Below are 16675 nucleotides of genomic sequence, written 5' to 3' on the forward strand. Positions count from 1 at the left end.
TCCCGCAGCCCTGCCTCGTCCCCACGGCCCCCGCTGACGACTTGAACACGCCCAGTCATCATCCGAAACCTAGAACCTGAACCCAAAAACCAGACCAACGTTAGGTCTGGCCAATCCTAGCAACCCCAAGGGGGCCCGGACCACTGCCGCTTTTGGGGATGTCTGCACGCTTTGTGGAGAGTGTCGCACAACCATAGCGATGGGTACGGCGGCGCGAGTTATCGCAGCGTATGCATAACTCTGGGCGGTCTATCACGGGACCGTTATACGACGTGTGCACGCAGCGCCACCATCACCCGCCGCCCATCCGTGACATGCGAATGAAGTGGCACGTCGATGTGCCGGTCGCATGGTTTGGACGGCATCGCAGGAAGACCCTACGACGGCTCTGGGCGGGCGCCGGAGACGGCCACAGCGGGGACTGGAACGACCACAGGCGGGTGCCGGAGACGACCGCAGGCGGACGCTGGAGACGGCCACAGGCGGACGCTGGAGACGGCCACAGGCGGGCGCTGGACGTGACCGCAGGCGGGCGCTGGAGTGCCCCGTGCGGCCCAGACCTCAGGAGACGGGCGTCGGCAGCCTCTGAACGGTGTGTGCGTGCCGTTGAGGCGTTACCGAAGGGCTCTCTGCGGCGGTGGCCGCCGGGCGGTGGCCGCCGGCCGCGATCCCGAGGCGGCGCCCGGCAACTCTCCGTCTGAGCGTCTTAATACTCCAGCCGCATTTAGTGATCGATGATTCGTCGCTGTCGCTGGTAATGGCAGCGGCGGGCGCGGGCTTGATGCCGACGTCGCCACTGTGACCAGCGGATTCGATGACTGGCAGGGTGCCGGGGCTGGGCAAGATGAGCATGCAGACGCCGGATCTCGTTGACGGTAAGCGGGATCAGCTCGCCGGAATCGTCACCGTTCGCACCCTCAAGCTGTGATCGTCCCTGTCGGCAGGGCCCCCTGTGTGGCCAGGCCCGAGAAAGCCTCGCCCTGCTGAGCGCCCGTTGCGCCGGGTGGGCCGGCGGCGAGGAAAGCCAGGTGAGCGTGAGCGACCATGGCCAACGTGACGTGCCGATACCAGGCCAGGTGCTTGCGGACCTGGTAATGGTCCAGGCCGACCTCGTTCTTGGTGGCCTGGAAGCATTCCTCCACGCTCCACCGCGATCCCGCCACTCGCACCAGCTCCGGCAGCGCGACCGGGCCGGTGGCCCAGCAGGTGTAGAACGCCAGCTCGCCGGAATCAGTGATGGAGCGGCGGGCCAGCAGCCACTCGGCCGGGCCGAGCGGGATCCACGCCCAGTCGTAGTAGCGGTGGCCCTTGGCACCCTGGCCGCAGGAGTAACGCTGCCACGCCTGCTCCTCCAGCGCGGCGAAGACCTCATCGGCACGCATCTTCCGGCCGGCCAGCACGATCGGGTGGTCACAGGAGACAGCGAACACGTAGCTCAAACCCCGGCTGCGGCACCGCTCACGCAACACGGGGTTGTCGCCGTAGCCCTCATCCGCGGTGAGCCAGGCGAAGGTGAGCAGCGGATCGTCGGCGGCCCGCTCGATCATCCTCCAGGCCAGCTCCGGTTTGGTCGCGAACTCCACCTGCTCCGGGATGCCGGCGTCGGTGCGCCGCTCGGGTGCGGTGAACCAGGAAGCGGGCAGATACAGTTCCCGGTCGATCAGCACCCGTTGCCGGCCGGGGTGCAGGTAGGAGGCGAACACTCCGACCTGACAGTTGGTGATCTTTCCGGCCGTGCCGGTGTACTGGCGCTGCACCCCGGCCGAGCGGCGGCCCTTCTTCTCGAACCCGGTGTCGTCGACCACCAGCACCCCGTCCAGGCACCCGAGCCGCTCGGCGACCTGGGCCCGCAGTGCATCCCGGACCGCATCGACGTCCCAGCGGGCGTGGTTGAGCAGTCGTTGCATCCCGTCGGGTGTCGCGTCTCCGGCGAACTCGGCCAGGGACCAGCCGTTCTTGCGTTCCAGCGAACTCAGCAGGCCCAGCAGGTAACCACGCGCTCTGATCCGCGGCTCACGCCGGCCGAAGAACGGTGCCACTACCTGCGCGAACAGGTCATCGAACGCATCGGCCCATACACGCGGGTCGATTTCGGCTACCGTGGCTGCCACGGCCACCGCCGATCATCTGGATTCCACACACCCACATGATCACTGCGGTGGCCGTCTCACGTCTCAGCCTCGACCAGATCGAGATCTCGAAGTGCGGCTGGAGTATTAATCCGGTCGCCGTACGGCGCGCGCGAGCGCCCCTCATTCCCGAGAGGCGCTCACAACGTACGGAACAAAAGATCAGGAGACCCGCTCCACCGGCTTACCGACCCGCAGCAGCTCCTGCGACAGGCTGGGCAGAACCCGGGCGTGCAGGATGGTGCCGTCCTCCACGTGCTCGACGGACAGCACCTCACCCTCCTTGTGCGCACGCGAGATCAGATCGCCCCTGTCGTACGGCACCAGCAGGTGCACCTCGTGATCGAGGCGCGGCAGGCGTTCCTCGATGAGCCGCATCAGCTCGGATATGCCCTGGCCGGTGCGGGCCGAGACGACGATGCTGTCGCGCTCGCGCCGGGTGATGCGGTCGAGCACGTCCTGGTCGGCGGCGTCGGCCTTGTTGATCACCACGATCTCGGGGATGTCGGAGGCGCCGTCGATGTCGCGGAGCACCTCGCGGACGGCCGCGATCTGGCCTTCGGGGTCGGGGTGCGAGCCGTCGACCACGTGCAGGATCAGGTCGGCGTCGCCGACCTCCTCCAGCGTGGAGCGGAACGCCTCGACGAGCTGGTGGGGCAGGTGGCGCACGAAGCCGACGGTGTCGGCGATCGTGAACAGCCGGCCTTCGGGCGTACGGGCCCTGCGCACGGTCGGGTCGAGGGTGGCGAACAGCGCGTCCTCGACCAGCACGCCCGCGCCGGTGACGCGGTTGAGCAGCGAGGACTTGCCGGCGTTGGTGTAGCCGGCGATGGCCACGGCCGGGATCTCGCGGCGCTGGCGCCGGTAGCGCATGGTCTCGCGCGAGGTGGACATGCCGCTGATCTGGCGGCGCAGCTTGGACATGCGCTCGCGGATGCGGCGCCGGTCGAGCTCGATCTTCGTCTCACCGGGGCCGCGGCCGCCGATGCCGACGCCGCCCGCGGCGCGACCGCCGACCTGGCGCGACAGGTTGCCACCCCAGCCGCGCAAGCGCGGCAGCAGGTAGGAGAGCTGGGCCAGCTCGACCTGCGCCTTGCCTTCGCGGCTCTTGGCGTGCTGGGCGAAGATGTCGAGGATGAGCGCGGTGCGGTCGATGACCTTCACCTTGACGACGTCCTCGAGCTGGCGGAGCTGACCGGGGGTCAGCTCGCCGTCGCAGATGACGGTGTCGGCGCCGGTGGCCTCGACCACGTCGCGCAGCTCCAGCGCCTTGCCGGCGCCGATGTAGGTGGCGGGGTCGGGCTTCTGGCGCCGCTGGATGAGCCCGTCGAGCACCTGCGACCCGGCCGTCTCGGCCAGGAGCTTGAGCTCGCGCAGGGAGTTTTCGGCGTCTTCGGCGGTGCCGCTGGTCCAGACGCCGACGAGGACGACCCGCTCGAGCCGCAGCTGCCGGTATTCGACCTCGGTGACGTCCTGAAGTTCTGTGGACAGGCCCGCTACTCGGCGCAGTGCCTGGCGGTCCTCAAGGTCCATGTCGCCGGTCTCGATCGGGTCGAGCGCGGGGTATTCGTGCATAAAAGTCATCTCTATGAGGGAACGTCTGGACACCTCGGTGTCTTCCCACGATGGTGGCACGACACCCTCGGCTCGAGCACCTGGTTATCAGGCGAGTCCCACAGACTGTCAAGACGGCGAGACGGTGATGTCCCCGAGCCGGCCGTGACAGAGATCTTGTTCGGCGCGGCCGTGTCCTGCTTGACGCCGACGGTGACGTCGCCGGAGCCGACCTGGCTGTCGATCGCGTACGGCTGGTCGGGCACGCGCACCTCGATGTCGCCCGAGCCGGTCTTGAGCCGGATGTCCTCGGGGGCGGCGGTGTATTTGAGCTCGACGTTGCCTGAGCCCAACTCGCCGGAGAGCTTCTTGCCGGCGAGCCCGGCCGCGTCCACGTCGCCGGACCCGGCGCTCAGCGTGATCTCGCCGGTGAGGTCTCTGAGCGTGAGGTTGCCCGAGCCGGACTCCAGGTTCATGCGCAGGCCCTTGGGCACCTCGATCTTGTAGTCGACCCCGCAGGCCCCCCACTCCGACGGGCACTTGTAGGTGACGAACAGCTCCTGACCGTCCACCCTGTGCTCCGGCTGCGGCTTGTCGCCGCCGCGCCAGTGCAGGGTCTCGACGACGCGTACCGCATCGCCTCCCGTCTCCGTGATGACCGCGTCCCCCGCCTTGCTGACCAGCCTCAGCGCGGTGACCTTGTCGGTCACCTCGTACGACACCGTGTCCTCGTGGTTGGGCCCGGCGAGGCTCGCGACCCCGCACCCGGTGAGCAGCACGGTGGAGGCCAGCAGCCCGCCCGCGATCGCAATCCTTCTCATGGGGCAGATCCTTCCCTGAGGGCAGGTGCTCCGGCATCGGGGATCACCCCGGAATCACTCCCGGGTAACCCCGACCTTTGACCCGCGAAGACCGCCAGAGTAGCTTGACTTCCACAATCCAGAATTCATTTTCCACTATATGGAAAAGGGTGAGGCTCATGGAGATCACCGGCCCGAAGCTCGACCGGTTCGACGAGATACTCACGCCGGAGGCGCTCGCGTTCATGGAGACGCTTCAGCGCGAGTTCGGCCCGCGCCGCCTGGAGCTGCTCGACGCCCGCCAGGCCAAGCAGGCGGAGCTGTCGGCGGGCGGCACGCTCGACTTCCTCCCGGAGACCAAGGAGATCAGGGAGGGCGAGTGGAAGGTCGCGCCGCCCGCGCCGGGCCTTGAGGACCGCCGCGTCGAGATCACCGGGCCGGTGGACAGGAAGATGACCATCAACGCCCTCAACTCGGGCGCGAAGGTGTGGCTCGCCGACTTCGAGGACGCCAACTCCCCGCTGTGGGAGAACTGCGTGGCGGGCCAGCTCAACCTGCGCGACGCGCTCGACCGCACGATCGACTTCGAGACCGGCGGCAAGTCGTACACGCTCAAGCCCGACGACGAGCTGGCCACGATCGTCGTGCGCCCGCGCGGCTGGCACCTCGACGAGAAGCACGCGCTGGTGGACGGCGAGCCGGTGTCGGGGTCGCTGTTCGACTTCGGCCTCTACTTCTTCCACTGCGCGCAGCGGCAGATCGACAAGGGCAAGGGCCCCTACTTCTACCTGCCGAAGATCGAGTCGCACCTGGAGGCCAGGCTCTGGAACGACGTCTTCGTCAGGGCCCAGGACCTCCTCGGCATCCCGCAGGGCACGATCAGGGCGACGGTGCTCATCGAGACCTACCCGGCGGCGTTCGAGATGGAGGAGATCCTCTACGAGCTGCGCGACCACTCGGCGGGGCTGAACGCCGGCCGGTGGGACTACCTGTTCAGCGTGATCAAGAAGTTCCGCACGCGGGGCCGCGAATTCCTGCTGCCCGAGCGGAACGCGGTGACGATGACGGCGCCGTTCATGCGGGCCTACACCGAGCTGCTGGTGCGCACCTGCCACAAGCGGGGCGCGCACGCGATCGGCGGGATGGCGGCGTTCATCCCCTCGCGCCGCGACCCGGAGGTCAACGCGGTGGCGCTGGAGAAGGTGCGGGCCGACAAGACCCGCGAGTCCAACGACGGCTTCGACGGTTCGTGGGTCGCGCACCCCGACCTGGTGCCGATCTGCCGCGAGGTGTTCGACGGGGTGCTCGGCTCGCGGCCCAACCAGATCGACCGGCTGCGCGAGGACGTCAACGTCACGGCGGCGGACCTGCTTGCGGTGTCGGACACGCCGGGCGACATCACCGAGGCGGGGCTGCGCAACAACGTGGACGTGGGCCTGCGCTACCTGGCGGCCTGGATGGGCGGGCAGGGCGCGGCGGCCATCCACAACCTCATGGAGGACGCCGCCACGGCCGAGATCTCGCGTTCGCAGATCTGGCAGTGGATCCACAACGACATCACGCTGTCCGACACCGGAGAGCAGGTGACGAAGGAGCTCGTGGAGCGGATCATCGGCGAGGAGCTGGCCAAGATCGCCGAGGAACCGGGCTACGACGAGGGTCTGTACGCGCAGGCGACGGCGCTGTTCAAGCAGGTCGCGCTGGACGACGACTTCGCGGAGTTCCTGACCCTTCCGGCCTATGCTCAAATGCCATAAAGAAGCGTACAAAGGGGGATCGGTGATGAAGACGCTGATTACGGCCCTGCGCTCACTGCTGCCGCACGACGCGGTGATCACCGATCCCGTACGCCTGCGCACGTACGAGTGCGACGGCCTGACCTATCACCGCGCGACGCCCGGCGTGGTCGTGCTGCCCGAGACGGCCGAGCAGGTCGCCGCCGTGGTCCGCCTGTGCAACGAGCACGGCGTGCCGTTCGTCGCGCGGGGCTCGGGCACCGGCCTGTCGGGCGGCGCGCTGCCCCGCGAGGACGGCGTGCTGATCGTCACCTCGAAGATGCGCGCGATCCTGGAGATCGACCTGCCCAACCGCAGGGCCGTGGTGGAGCCGGGGGTGACGAACCTGGCCATCACCGAGGCCGTGCGCGCCCAGGGCTACTACTACGCCCCCGACCCGTCCAGCCAGCAGGTCTGCTCGATCGGCGGCAACGTGGCGGAGAACTCCGGCGGCGCCCACTGCCTCAAGTACGGCTTCACCGTCAACCACGTCGAGGCGTGCGAGATCGTCACCCCGGAGGGCGAGCTGGTCACGCTCGACCGCATGGACCCGGGCTACGACCTGCTGGGCGCGTTCATCGGGTCGGAGGGCACGCTGGGCATCGCCACCAAGATCACCGTACGGCTGAGCCGCGCGCCCGAGGCGGTGACCACGGTGCTGGCCGCGTTCGACAGCATCGAGCAGGGCGGCAGGGCGGTGTCGGCGATCATCGGGGCGGGCATCGTGCCGGCCGCGATCGAGATGATGGACGCCCTCGCCATCGAGGCGGCCGAGGCGGCGGTGTCCTGCTGCTATCCCGAGGGCGCGGGCGCGGTGCTGATCGTCGAGCTGGACGGCCCGGCCGCCGAGGTCGAGCGGCAGTTCGCGCGGCTGCGCGAGCTGTGCTCGGAGGCGTTCGAGCTGCGGGTGGCCGACGACCCGGCCGAGCGCGCGGCGATCTGGAAGGGCCGCAAGTCGGCCTTCGCCGCCGTGGGGCGGATCAGCCCGGCCTACATCGTGCAGGACGGCGTGGTGCCCCGCACGTCGCTGCCCGCCGTGCTCGCGGCCATCGACCGGCTGTCGGCCGAGCACGACATCAGGGTGGCCAACGTCTTCCACGCCGGCGACGGCAACCTGCACCCGCTGGTGCTGTTCGACGACGGCGATCCGGGCGCGGGCGAGCGGGCGGAGGCGGTGTCGGGGGCCATCCTCGATCTGTGCATCGAGAACGGCGGCTCGATCACGGGCGAGCACGGCGTCGGCGTCGACAAGTCGCGCTACATGCCGAAGATGTTCAGCGCCGACGACCTCGACACCATGCAGCTCGTGCGCTGCGCGTTCGATCCCGCGGGGCTGGCGAACCCGGGCAAGGTGTTCCCCACCCCGCGCCTGTGCGGCGAGGTGCCGGGGGTGCGCAAGGGCGTGCACCCGCTGGTCGAGTCGGGGAAGGCGGAGCAGTTTTGAACGGCGGTACGGCGAGCGCGGCGATCGGCGGGGTGACGACCCGGCAGGCGGGACCCGACGACGTGGTGGGCGGCGTGCGGCCCCGCTGGGTCGTGCTGCCCGAGACCGTCGAGGAGGTCTCCGCCGCGCTGCGGGCCTGCGCGGAGCAGGACCTCGCGGTGGTGCCCGCGGGCGGCGGCACGAAGCTGCACTGGGCGCCGCCGCCGGAGCGCTGCGACGTGCTGCTCGACATGTGCTGCATGAACGAGGTGATCGAGCACGCCGCCGGTGACCTCGTGGTGCGCGCGCAGGCCGGGGTGACGATGGGCGCGCTGGCCGGGACGCTCGCGGCCGAGGGCCAGGAGCTGGCGCTCGACCTGCCGTACGCCGATGACTCCACGGTCGGCGGCACGCTGGCCACCGGAGGGCCGCCGGGGCCGCGCGCGTTCCGCTACGGCACCGCCCGCGACCTGCTCATCGGCATCACGGTCGTGCTGGCCGACGGCACGATCGCCCACTCGGGCGGCAAGGTCGTCAAGAACGTCGCGGGCTACGACCTCGGCAAGCTGTTCACCGGCTCGTACGGCACGCTCGGCGTGATCGCCGAGGCCACGTTCCGGCTGCATCCGTTGCCCGCCGATCGCCGCTGGGTGATCGCCCGCCTGCGGTCGGACGGCGCCGCCAAGCGCGCGGCCGGGGCGGTGGCGGCGCTGTCCGCCTCGCAGGCCGAGCCGAGCGCGATCGAGATCAACCGTCCTGAGCCAGGCGGGCCGATCACCATCGCCGCGCTCGCCGAGGGCACGGCGGCGGCCGACAGGGCTGCGGCGCTGCGCGAGCTGATCGGCACCGGCGAGGTCGCCGAGGAGCCGCCGGTCTGGTGGGGGCGGCTCCTCGGCGATGACGTGCTCATCGAGCTGCGCTTTCCTCCTGCGGCGACGGCGGCGGTGCTCGAAGCGGCGGACGCCGCGCGGATGGTGCTGCGCGGCTCCCCCGCCTGCGGGCGGCTGCTGCTGGAGCCGGTGCGGCCGATGGCGGAGGACGAGCCGGCGGCCGTCGTCTCCGCGCTGCGCGCCGGGGTCGAGGCGGCGGGCGGGCGGGCGCACGTGCTCGCCCTGCCGCCGGGGAGGCCGTACGAGAACGTCGACAGGTGGGGACACGTGGGCTCGCTGCCGCTGATGCGGCGGGTCAAGGAACGGTTCGATCCCGGTCGCAGGATGTCTCCCGGCCGGTTCGTGGGAGGCGTGTGAGGTGGACCCCGAGCTGATCAACGACTGCGTGCACTGCGGTTTCTGCCTGCCGACCTGTCCCACGTACGTGTTGTGGGGCGAGGAGATGGACTCGCCGCGCGGCCGCATCCACCTGATGCAGCAGCATGTCGAGGGCACCCCGATCACCCCCGAGATGGCCGGGCACTTCGACGCCTGCCTGGGCTGCATGGCCTGCGTGACGGCGTGCCCGTCCGGCGTGCGCTACGACCGGCTGATCGAGCAGACCAGAGTCGAGGTGGAGCGGGAGCACGTACGCGAGCCGCAGGAGCGCGCCATCCGCGGCATCGTGTTCAGCCTCTTCCCCTACCCGCGCAGGCTGCGGCTGCTGCGCCCGGCGATGAGGCTGGCCAGGCGGATGGCGGCGTTCCTGGAGCGGGCCCACCCGAGCCTGGGCGCGATGGCGGCGCTGGCGCCCCGCGTGGAGCACCGGCAGCGGCTGCCGCGCCTGGTCAAGGCCAGGGGCGAGCGCCGCGCCGTGGTGGGCATGCTCACCGGGTGCGTGCAGCGGGAGTTCTTCCCGCAGGTCAACGCGGCCACCGCGCGGGTGCTCGCGCTGGAGGGCTGCGACGTGGTGATTCCGCCCGAGCAGGGCTGCTGCGGGGCGCTCAGCGTGCACTCCGGGCTCGACCGTCAGGCGGGGCGGCTGGCGCGCAGGACGGCGGAGGTGTTCGAGCGAGCCGGCGTGGACACGGTCGTGGTGAACGCGGCCGGCTGCGGCTCCACCATGAAGGAGTACGCCGAACTGCTCGGCCGCGAGCCGGGCTTCCGCGTCATGGACCTGTCCGAATACCTGGCCGAGCTGGGGCCGGTGGCCAAGCGGCACCCGCTGCCGCTCACCGTGGCCTACCACGACGCCTGCCACCTGGCGCACGCGCAGGGCGTGCGGGCGCAGCCGCGCGAGCTGCTGTCCGGCATCCCCGGGCTGGAGCTGCGCGAGATCCCCGAGTCGGCGATCTGCTGCGGGTCGGCGGGCACGTACAACCTGCTGCGGCCGCAGGCCGCGCGCGACCTCGGCGACAGGAAGGCGGCCTCGGTGCGCACGACGGGGGCCGAGCTGCTGGTGTCGGCCAACCCCGGGTGCACGATGCAGATCGCCGCGGCCATGCGGCGGGCGGGCGCGGACATCAGGGTCGCCCACACCGCCGAGGTGCTGGACGCGTCCCTGCGCGGGGTCACGCTGTGAGCGTCCAGTCGGTCGAGCGGGCGCTCGACGTGCTGGAGGCGCTGGCCGAGCACGGCGGCGAGGCGGGGCTGTCGGAGATCGCGGCGCGCACGGGCCTGCCGTACGGGACCATCCACCGGCTGCTGCGCACGCTGCTGGCGCGCGGCTACGTCCGGCAGGAGTCCGACCGGCGCTACGCGCTGGGCGGCGGGCTGGTCAGGCTGGGCGGCATCGCGGAGAGCATGGTCGGGGTGTGGGCACAGCCGTACCTCGCGAAGATGGTCGAGCTGTCCGACGAGACCGCGAACCTGGCCGTGCTGGAGGGCGACTTCGTCGTCTACGTGGCGCAGGTGCCGTCGCCGCGCAGGCTGCGGATGTTCGCCGAGGTCGGCAGGCGGGTGCTGCCGCACAGCACGGCGGTGGGCAAGGTGCTGCTCGCCGGGCGGCCCGAGGCGGAGGCGGTGGCGGTGTTCGAGCGCACCGGCATGCCGCGCCGCACCCCCAACACGATCACCGAGCTGGACGCGATGAGGGCGGAGCTGGAGACCGTCAGGCGCCAGGGGTACGCGCTCGACCTGGGCGAGGAGGAGCTGGGCGTGCACTGCCTCGCGGTGCCGGTGCGCGATGGCGGCCGGGTGGTCGCGGCCATGTCGGTCTCGGGTCCCGCCGAGCGCATCGACGCGCTCGACCGCGATGAGCTGGCCGAGGGCATGCGGAAGATCGCGTCGCAGTTCGGTGACGAGCTGGGACCGATCGCCGACTGAACGATATTCTGTTGCGGCATGAGCAACAGCACGTCGGTCCAGTCGGTCGATCGTGCCATCGCGATCTTGGAGATCCTCGCCCGCGACGGCGCCAGCCGGGTCACGGACCTGGCGACCGAGCTGGACGTCCACAAGTCCACCGCCTTCCGCCTGCTGTCGGCCCTGGAACAGGGCGGGCTCGTCGAACAGAGCGGCGATCGAGGACGCTACCGGCTCGGCTTCGGCGTCGTACGGCTGGCCGGCGCGGCCACCGCCCAGCTCGACCTGTCGGGCGAGAGCCGCCCGGTCTGCCTGCGCCTGGCCGTCGAGATCGGCGAGACCGTCAACGTGGCGGTGCCCCGCAACGGCGACGCCATCAACATCACGCAGGTGCGCGGCCCCGCCGCCATCAGCGGCCACAACTGGGTCGGCCAGCGCACCCCTGCACACGCCACCTCCAGCGGAAAGGTGCTGCTGGCCTTCGGGGCGCTGCGGCTGCCGTCCGAGCTGGAACGCTACACGCCCAACACCATCACCGAGCCCGACGAGCTGGGCCTTGAGGAGATCAGGGAGCGCGGCTGGGCCGCCGCCGTCGAGGAGCTGGAGGTGGGGCTCAACGCGGTCGCCGCGCCGATCAGGGGCTCCGACGGCACGGTGGTCGCCGCCGTCAGCGCCTCCGGGCCGTCGTACCGGCTGACGCCCGAGCGGCTGCCCGAGGTCGGGGCGATCCTGGTGGCGGGCGCGAAAGAGATCAGCCAGCGCATCGGCTATTACGGTTGAGTCATGTGTAGAAGCATCAAGACCCTCCGCCCGCCTTACACCGAGAGCGTGACCGAGGAGGACGTGCGGGCCGCGGCGCTGCAGTACGTCAGGAAGATCTCCGGCTTCCGCACGCCCGCCGCGCACAACGCGGAGGCGTTCGACCGCGCGGTCGAGGCGATCACGCGCGCGTCGGAGGAGCTGCTGGGCGCGCTGCAGGTCCGCGGGAGCCGTTGACAGCCCTCACGAGCGAGACGGCTCCCGCGCGGGCGCGCCGGTGGTCCGCCACCGACGGGCGCGACGCCCGCCCCGGCGGCGGGGCCGCGTTTGACCGGCCGTTTCACCGGCCGCAGCACCGGCCGCAGCACCGGCCGATGCTGTGACCGTGCGTGAACGGCCGCGCCGAGGCGGGCCGACAGCCGGCGTCAAAGATCGGGCAAGCCGCCCGCAAGCCGTGCTCCCTAGCATGAGAACCCGCACCAGGACCGGGCTCTCACATAGGAGGCAGCGGTGCCGCCACCTCGCGCACGTGCCGTCGTCAGTCTGCTGGTGCCGTGGCTCGCCGCCAAGCGCGCGTTCAAGCCCCCGGTCGGCCCGACCCCAGAGGAGCGGCGGCTGGACCGGCTCGCGTTCTGGCGGACGATGCTCGGCCTGATCACGGTCGTCATCGCCACGCATCACTATCGGAATGTCCTCGAGGTCCTCGCGAGCGCCACCGCGAAGACCTACGACACCCTGCAGTACGCGCTGGCTCTGCCACCGCTGGCCTTCCTCGCCGTCTTCCTGCTGACCCGCCGCGACCGGCGCCGCACGCTGTGGCCGCGCGTCCGGCGGTACCTGGTCCGCGGGGTGCCCGGCCTGCTCGTCCTCCTCATGCCGTTTCTGCTCTCCCAGCTCTACCTGTGGCTGAACGACGGCGACGGCGCCATCCCCGGCTCGGCCATCGGGCCGAGGGAGATCTTCATCTTCCTCTGGGCCGCCTGCTTCTACGGCAGCACGCTCTACTGGGCGACGCGCACCGGGCTGTGGATCTCCGACATGCACCCGTTGCTCGCGCCGGTCGGCTCCACGCTCGTCATGCTGCTGGTCAGCGGACAGGAGCTCATCAGCCTGGAAAGGAACGGCGTGCCCTCCTGGCTGTGGCTGACCCTGAACATCAGCGGCGTCGTCTCGTCCCTGACGCTGGCCGTGATGGAGTACCGGCTGCTGCGCACGATGGGCTACCGCTGGCGCGAGGGGCCTGACCCGGTCACCGGCCCGCAGGGTCAGCTCTCGCGGACGACGGGCTCACCGTCCGAGCAGACGATCTTGAGCTCGACCTCCTCGCCCTCGTCCGGCTCGAACTCCACCTTCGCCTCGTGATCCGGCCCGGGATCGACCGAGTCCACCTTGTAGCCCTGGGCGGGGCTCCACGAGCGCAGCGTGACCCGGCCGCCCTCGCAGGAGGCGATCACCGTGCCGCCCGCGCTGCGGATCAGCCTGCTCTGCCCCGTCGGCGACGCCGCGGGGACGGGCGCGGCGGTGGCGCGGGAGGTGGCCGTGGCCAGCTCGGCGCGCACCTCCTCGGGGGCGAGCACGTGGCGGTCGGTGCCGGTCAGTCCGTTGCCGAGCAGGCCGAGCACCGCCACGGCGGCGCCGGTGGCGGCGACGGCGGTGGCGGCCCAGGCCGCGACGAGTCTCTTCATCCCGCTCAGGTTCCCCCCTGTCCGGCTAAGGCCAGGTTAAGGCGACGCTAAGGCTGCTCTAGGCAGCGGAAGAAACCGTCTACGTTCTTCCTATGGCTGACATCCTGCTCATCGAGGACGATGTGGCGATCCGTACGGCGCTCAGCAGGGGGCTGCGAGACCTCGGCCATGCCGTCTCCTCCTCCCCCACCGCCATGGACGGGCTGCGCCTGGCCGTCCAGGACCGGCCCGACCTGATCGTGCTCGACCTCGGGCTGCCCGACCTCGACGGCGTCGAGCTGCTGCGCATGCTGCGGGCGGTCAGCCAGGTGCCGGTCATCGTGGCCACCGCGCGCGACGGCGACGCCGAGATGGTGCCGGTGCTGGACGCGGGCGCCGACGACTACGTGGTCAAGCCGTACAGCGCGGCGCAGCTCGACGCCCGGGTACGCGCGGTGCTGCGGCGGGCGGGCGGCTCCGCGCCGGAACCGCTGGCGGTGGGCGGTCTGCGCGTGGACCCGCGCGCCCGTACCGCCACGCTCGACGGCCAGCCGCTGGACCTCACGCCGCGCGAGTTCGACGTGCTGCACTACCTCGCGGCCCGGCCAGGCGAGGTGGTGACCAAGCGGGAGCTGCTGACCGAGGTGTGGCAGCTGCCGTACGGGGGCGCCGACAAGACCGTGGACGTGCACCTGTCGTGGCTGCGCAGGAAGCTCGGAGAGACCGCCGCCGCGCCGCGCTACCTGCACACCGTGCGCGGCGTGGGCGTCAAGCTGGTCGATCCGTCATGAGGCGCTGGCTCGCGCTGCTCGTGGCGGCCACCACCTCGCTCGTGCTCATCGCGCTGCTGGTGCCGATGGCGCTGCTGATCAGGGCCGTGGCCGAGAACGGCGCGATGAGCCGGGCCACCGCCGCAGCCGAGTCGGTCGCCGTCGCGGTCGGCACGCCCGATCTGCCGCTGACGGTCGAGCAGGTGTCCCGCCCCGTGACGGTGTTCCTGCCGGACGGCGGCATCGTCGGCACCCCGGCGCCGCGCTCCGACGCCGTACGCCTGGCCGCGACCGGGCGCAGCGTCACCGCCACCGCACCCGGCGGCAGGGAGGTGCTGGTCTCCGCGCAGTCGCCCGGCGGCACGGCGGTGATCAGGGTGTTCGTGCCGGACGACGAGCTGGTGCGCGGCGTGCGCGAGGCGTGGCTGGCGCTGCTGCTCATCGGGCTCGGGCTGATGGTGCTCGGCATCGTGCTCGCCGACCGGCTGGCGCTGGCCGTCACCCGGCCGGTGGACGGGCTGGCCAGGGTCTCGCACCGGCTCGCGGGCGGCGATCTGACCGCGCGGGCCGAGCCGGGCGGGCCGCCCGAGGTGCGGTCGGTGGCGCTCGCGCTCAACCATCTCGCCGGCCGCATCGACGAGCTGCTCGCCGCCGAACGGGAGTCCGCCGCCGACCTGTCGCACCGGCTCCGCACGCCGCTGACCGGCCTGCGGCTGGACGCCGAGTCGCTGCGCGACCCTGAGGAGAAGGCCCGCCTGCAGGCCAGGGTGGACGCGCTGGAACGGGCGGTCAGCGCGGTCATCACCGAGGCGCGGCGGCGCACCGCCGACCGGGAGTCGTGCGACGCGGCCGCCGTCGTGAGCGAGCGGGTGCGGTTCTGGTCGGTGCTCGCCGAGGACCAGGGGCGCGAGCTGACGGTCACGCTGCCCGACGGCCCCCTGCAGGTCGCCGCGGGCGCGGGCGAGCTGGCCGCGTGCCTGGACGCGCTGCTCGGCAACGTCTTCGCGCACACCCCCGAGGGCGCCGCCATGTCCGTACGCCTCCAGAGCCGCCCACCCGGGGCCCTGCTGTCCGTCGAGGACGCGGGACCCGGGTTCGAGCCCGCGCTGCTGGAGCGCGGCACCAGCGGAGGCGGCTCGACCGGGCTCGGCCTGGACATCGCCCGCCGCACCGCCGAGTCGTCGGGCGGCGGCCTCTCGGTCTCCAGCTCCGAACTCGGCGGCGCCCGCGTCGACCTCCACCTGGGCGCGCCTTGAGCCTCCTCCTGCGCCTCCAACTGGGCGCGCCTTGAGCCTCCTGTGCCTCCCCATTGACGCGCCTTGAGCCTCCTTCTGCGCCTCCCCCTTGGGCACGCCGTAAGGCTCCAGAGCGCGCCCATTTCGGCCTTCTCCCCGCCTTAACCGCCGTTTAGCGCGCGATTACCGGGGCCGGCGGTTTCGTAGAGGCATGCGAATCACAAAGAAGCTGCTCGTGGCCGGTGCCGGTGTCGTCTCCCTGATCGCGTGCGGTGGCGCGGCGTACGCGACCGCCTCCGCCGCGGCGGAGGCCGCCGCTCCCATCGCTCTGACGGCCACCGCACCCGCCGCTCCGAAGGTCACGGCCGAACAGGCCATCGCGATCGCGCACCGGCAGGTGCCGGGCGCCTGGATCCGGGAGGTGGAGCTCGACAGGAACGGCGCCGCCCCCGACGTCTGGGAGGTGAAACTGATCAAGGGCTCCCAGCGGTACGAGGTGAAGGTGAACGCCGCCTCCGGCAAGATCACCAAGTCGGAGATCGACAGGGACCATGACCGCGACGACGACCACGGGGGCCGTGGCCGCGACCACGCCGAGGACGACTGATCCTCACCGACCTCTCCGGCTGCGCCGGCTCACCCCCACGGTGGGCCGGCGCGCTCATGCGGTCAGCAGGAGCTCAGGACGTTCTTCATGGCGTCCTTCTCCGCGGCGGTCACCCACACGCCGTACTTGGCCTTCACATCGATCTGCCGGGCGATGTAGGTGCACCGGTACTCCTTGCGCGGCGGCAGCCAGGTGGCCGCGTCGGAGTCGCTCTTCTGGCCGTTCAGCGGGCCGTCAACGGCGAGCAGGTTGAGCGGGTCGTTGGCGAACTCCTTGCGCTTGGTCGCCGACCACTGCTGGGCGCCCTTCTGCCAGGCGTCCGACAGCGGTACGAGGTGGTCGATCTGCACGGCGCTGCTAGTGCTCTGGCCGCGCTTGAACTTGATGGTCTTGCCGCTGTAGGGGTCGTGCAGGGTGCCGGTCAGCACGATGCAGTCGTGGGTGCCCGGCTTGAACGTCTCGTCCTCCATGTCCCGCTTGAGGATGTCGTTACGGGTGTCGCAGCCGTTGCGATCGACGTCGGCCCAGGCCGGGCCGAACTTGTCGCGGTCGAACCCGGTTTTGGGCGCGCGGCCCTTGACGGTCAGCTTCTCCAGCTTCTCCTTGGCTTCGGCGATCGCGGCCGAGTCCGGCTTCGCATCGCCGATCGAGCCGCTGGTCTGCGCTTCGAGTCCGCCGCAGCCGGCCAGCAGTCCCACCGTGGCCAGACCGGCCATGAACGCCCGTACGCGCACGCTCTTCTCCCCAGACTTCAAGCAAAAATCTTCGTAAAGTCTAGGTAATTCC

The 16675-nt window shown here is 71.1% G+C and carries 16 protein-coding genes; 11 read left to right on the plus strand and 5 right to left on the minus strand.

What is annotated here, in order from left to right:
- Window positions 1–917 precede the first annotated feature (917 nt).
- The 3 genes from WBK31_RS26150 to WBK31_RS26160 form a co-directional block, all read right to left on the minus strand.
- The gene (locus WBK31_RS26150) at window positions 918–2054 is read right to left on the minus strand and encodes an IS701 family transposase (protein ID WP_364070935.1); all 1137 of its coding nucleotides are present in this window, start codon (window positions 2052–2054) and stop codon (window positions 918–920) included.
- A 237-nt stretch (window positions 2055–2291) separates the two neighbouring features.
- The gene (gene hflX / locus WBK31_RS26155; protein WP_378790200.1) at window positions 2292–3704 is read right to left on the minus strand and encodes a GTPase HflX; all 1413 of its coding nucleotides are present in this window, start codon (window positions 3702–3704) and stop codon (window positions 2292–2294) included.
- A gap of 11 nt (window positions 3705–3715) precedes the next feature.
- Window positions 3716–4504, minus strand: coding sequence for a DUF4097 family beta strand repeat-containing protein (locus tag WBK31_RS26160; protein ID WP_378787082.1), 789 nt, complete (start codon window positions 4502–4504; stop codon window positions 3716–3718).
- A 158-nt stretch (window positions 4505–4662) separates the two neighbouring features.
- On the opposite strand from WBK31_RS26160, the gene aceB reads away from it, so the two are divergent.
- The 8 genes from aceB (at window position 4663) to WBK31_RS26200 (ending at window position 12975) form a co-directional block, all read left to right on the plus strand.
- Window positions 4663–6240, plus strand: coding sequence for a malate synthase A (gene aceB, locus WBK31_RS26165; RefSeq protein ID WP_406673334.1), 1578 nt, complete (start codon window positions 4663–4665; stop codon window positions 6238–6240).
- A gap of 25 nt (window positions 6241–6265) precedes the next feature.
- The gene (locus tag WBK31_RS26170; protein WP_378787078.1) at window positions 6266–7702 is read left to right on the plus strand and encodes an FAD-linked oxidase C-terminal domain-containing protein; all 1437 of its coding nucleotides are present in this window, start codon (window positions 6266–6268) and stop codon (window positions 7700–7702) included.
- Complete coding sequence (locus WBK31_RS26175; RefSeq protein WP_378787076.1) at window positions 7699–8928, plus strand: FAD-binding oxidoreductase; 1230 nt, start codon at window positions 7699–7701, stop codon at window positions 8926–8928. The genes WBK31_RS26170 and WBK31_RS26175 overlap by 4 nt, the downstream gene beginning before the upstream one ends.
- 1 nt (window position 8929) lies before the next feature.
- Window positions 8930–10132, plus strand: a complete 1203-nt coding sequence (locus WBK31_RS26180) for a (Fe-S)-binding protein (RefSeq protein ID WP_378787074.1) — start codon at window positions 8930–8932, stop codon at window positions 10130–10132.
- Complete coding sequence (locus WBK31_RS26185; protein ID WP_406673335.1) at window positions 10129–10875, plus strand: IclR family transcriptional regulator; 747 nt, start codon at window positions 10129–10131, stop codon at window positions 10873–10875. Before WBK31_RS26180 ends, WBK31_RS26185 begins: the two co-directional genes overlap by 4 nt.
- A gap of 18 nt (window positions 10876–10893) precedes the next feature.
- On the plus strand, window positions 10894–11634 hold the full coding sequence (locus WBK31_RS26190; RefSeq protein ID WP_364057129.1) for an IclR family transcriptional regulator: 741 nt from the start codon (window positions 10894–10896) through the stop codon (window positions 11632–11634).
- Between the two features lie 3 nt (window positions 11635–11637).
- Entirely contained in the window at window positions 11638–11850 is a 213-nt protein-coding gene (locus WBK31_RS26195) for a DUF2277 domain-containing protein (RefSeq protein WP_364057132.1), read from the plus strand.
- A 273-nt stretch (window positions 11851–12123) separates the two neighbouring features.
- Window positions 12124–12975 (plus strand): hypothetical protein, encoded by an 852-nt coding sequence (locus WBK31_RS26200; RefSeq protein ID WP_406673336.1) that lies wholly within the window; start codon window positions 12124–12126, stop codon window positions 12973–12975.
- Here WBK31_RS26200 and WBK31_RS26205 read toward each other — a convergent pair.
- The gene (locus WBK31_RS26205) at window positions 12879–13298 is read right to left on the minus strand and encodes a hypothetical protein (protein ID WP_364057138.1); all 420 of its coding nucleotides are present in this window, start codon (window positions 13296–13298) and stop codon (window positions 12879–12881) included. The genes WBK31_RS26200 and WBK31_RS26205 overlap by 97 nt on opposite strands.
- Before the next feature lie 92 nt (window positions 13299–13390).
- Between WBK31_RS26205 and WBK31_RS26210 the strand changes: the two genes are divergently transcribed.
- The 3 genes from WBK31_RS26210 to WBK31_RS26220 all read left to right on the plus strand — a co-directional run bounded on the left by WBK31_RS26210 (window position 13391) and on the right by WBK31_RS26220 (window position 15889).
- On the plus strand, window positions 13391–14068 hold the full coding sequence (locus WBK31_RS26210; protein WP_364057141.1) for a response regulator transcription factor: 678 nt from the start codon (window positions 13391–13393) through the stop codon (window positions 14066–14068).
- Window positions 14065–15303, plus strand: coding sequence for a HAMP domain-containing sensor histidine kinase (locus tag WBK31_RS26215; RefSeq protein WP_364057144.1), 1239 nt, complete (start codon window positions 14065–14067; stop codon window positions 15301–15303). The genes WBK31_RS26210 and WBK31_RS26215 overlap by 4 nt, the downstream gene beginning before the upstream one ends.
- A 190-nt stretch (window positions 15304–15493) precedes the next feature.
- Window positions 15494–15889: a PepSY domain-containing protein gene (locus WBK31_RS26220; RefSeq protein ID WP_364057147.1), complete on the plus strand. Its 396-nt coding sequence runs from the start codon at window positions 15494–15496 to the stop codon at window positions 15887–15889.
- Window positions 15890–15951: 62 nt separating this feature from the next.
- Here WBK31_RS26220 and WBK31_RS26225 read toward each other — a convergent pair whose 3' ends face one another.
- Window positions 15952–16644 (minus strand): HNH endonuclease family protein, encoded by a 693-nt coding sequence (locus WBK31_RS26225; protein WP_364057149.1) that lies wholly within the window; start codon window positions 16642–16644, stop codon window positions 15952–15954.
- Window positions 16645–16675 lie beyond the last annotated feature (31 nt).

Source organism: Nonomuraea sp. N2-4H, from assembly GCF_045291505.1.
Taxonomy (GTDB): domain Bacteria; phylum Actinomycetota; class Actinomycetes; order Streptosporangiales; family Streptosporangiaceae; genus Nonomuraea; species Nonomuraea fastidiosa.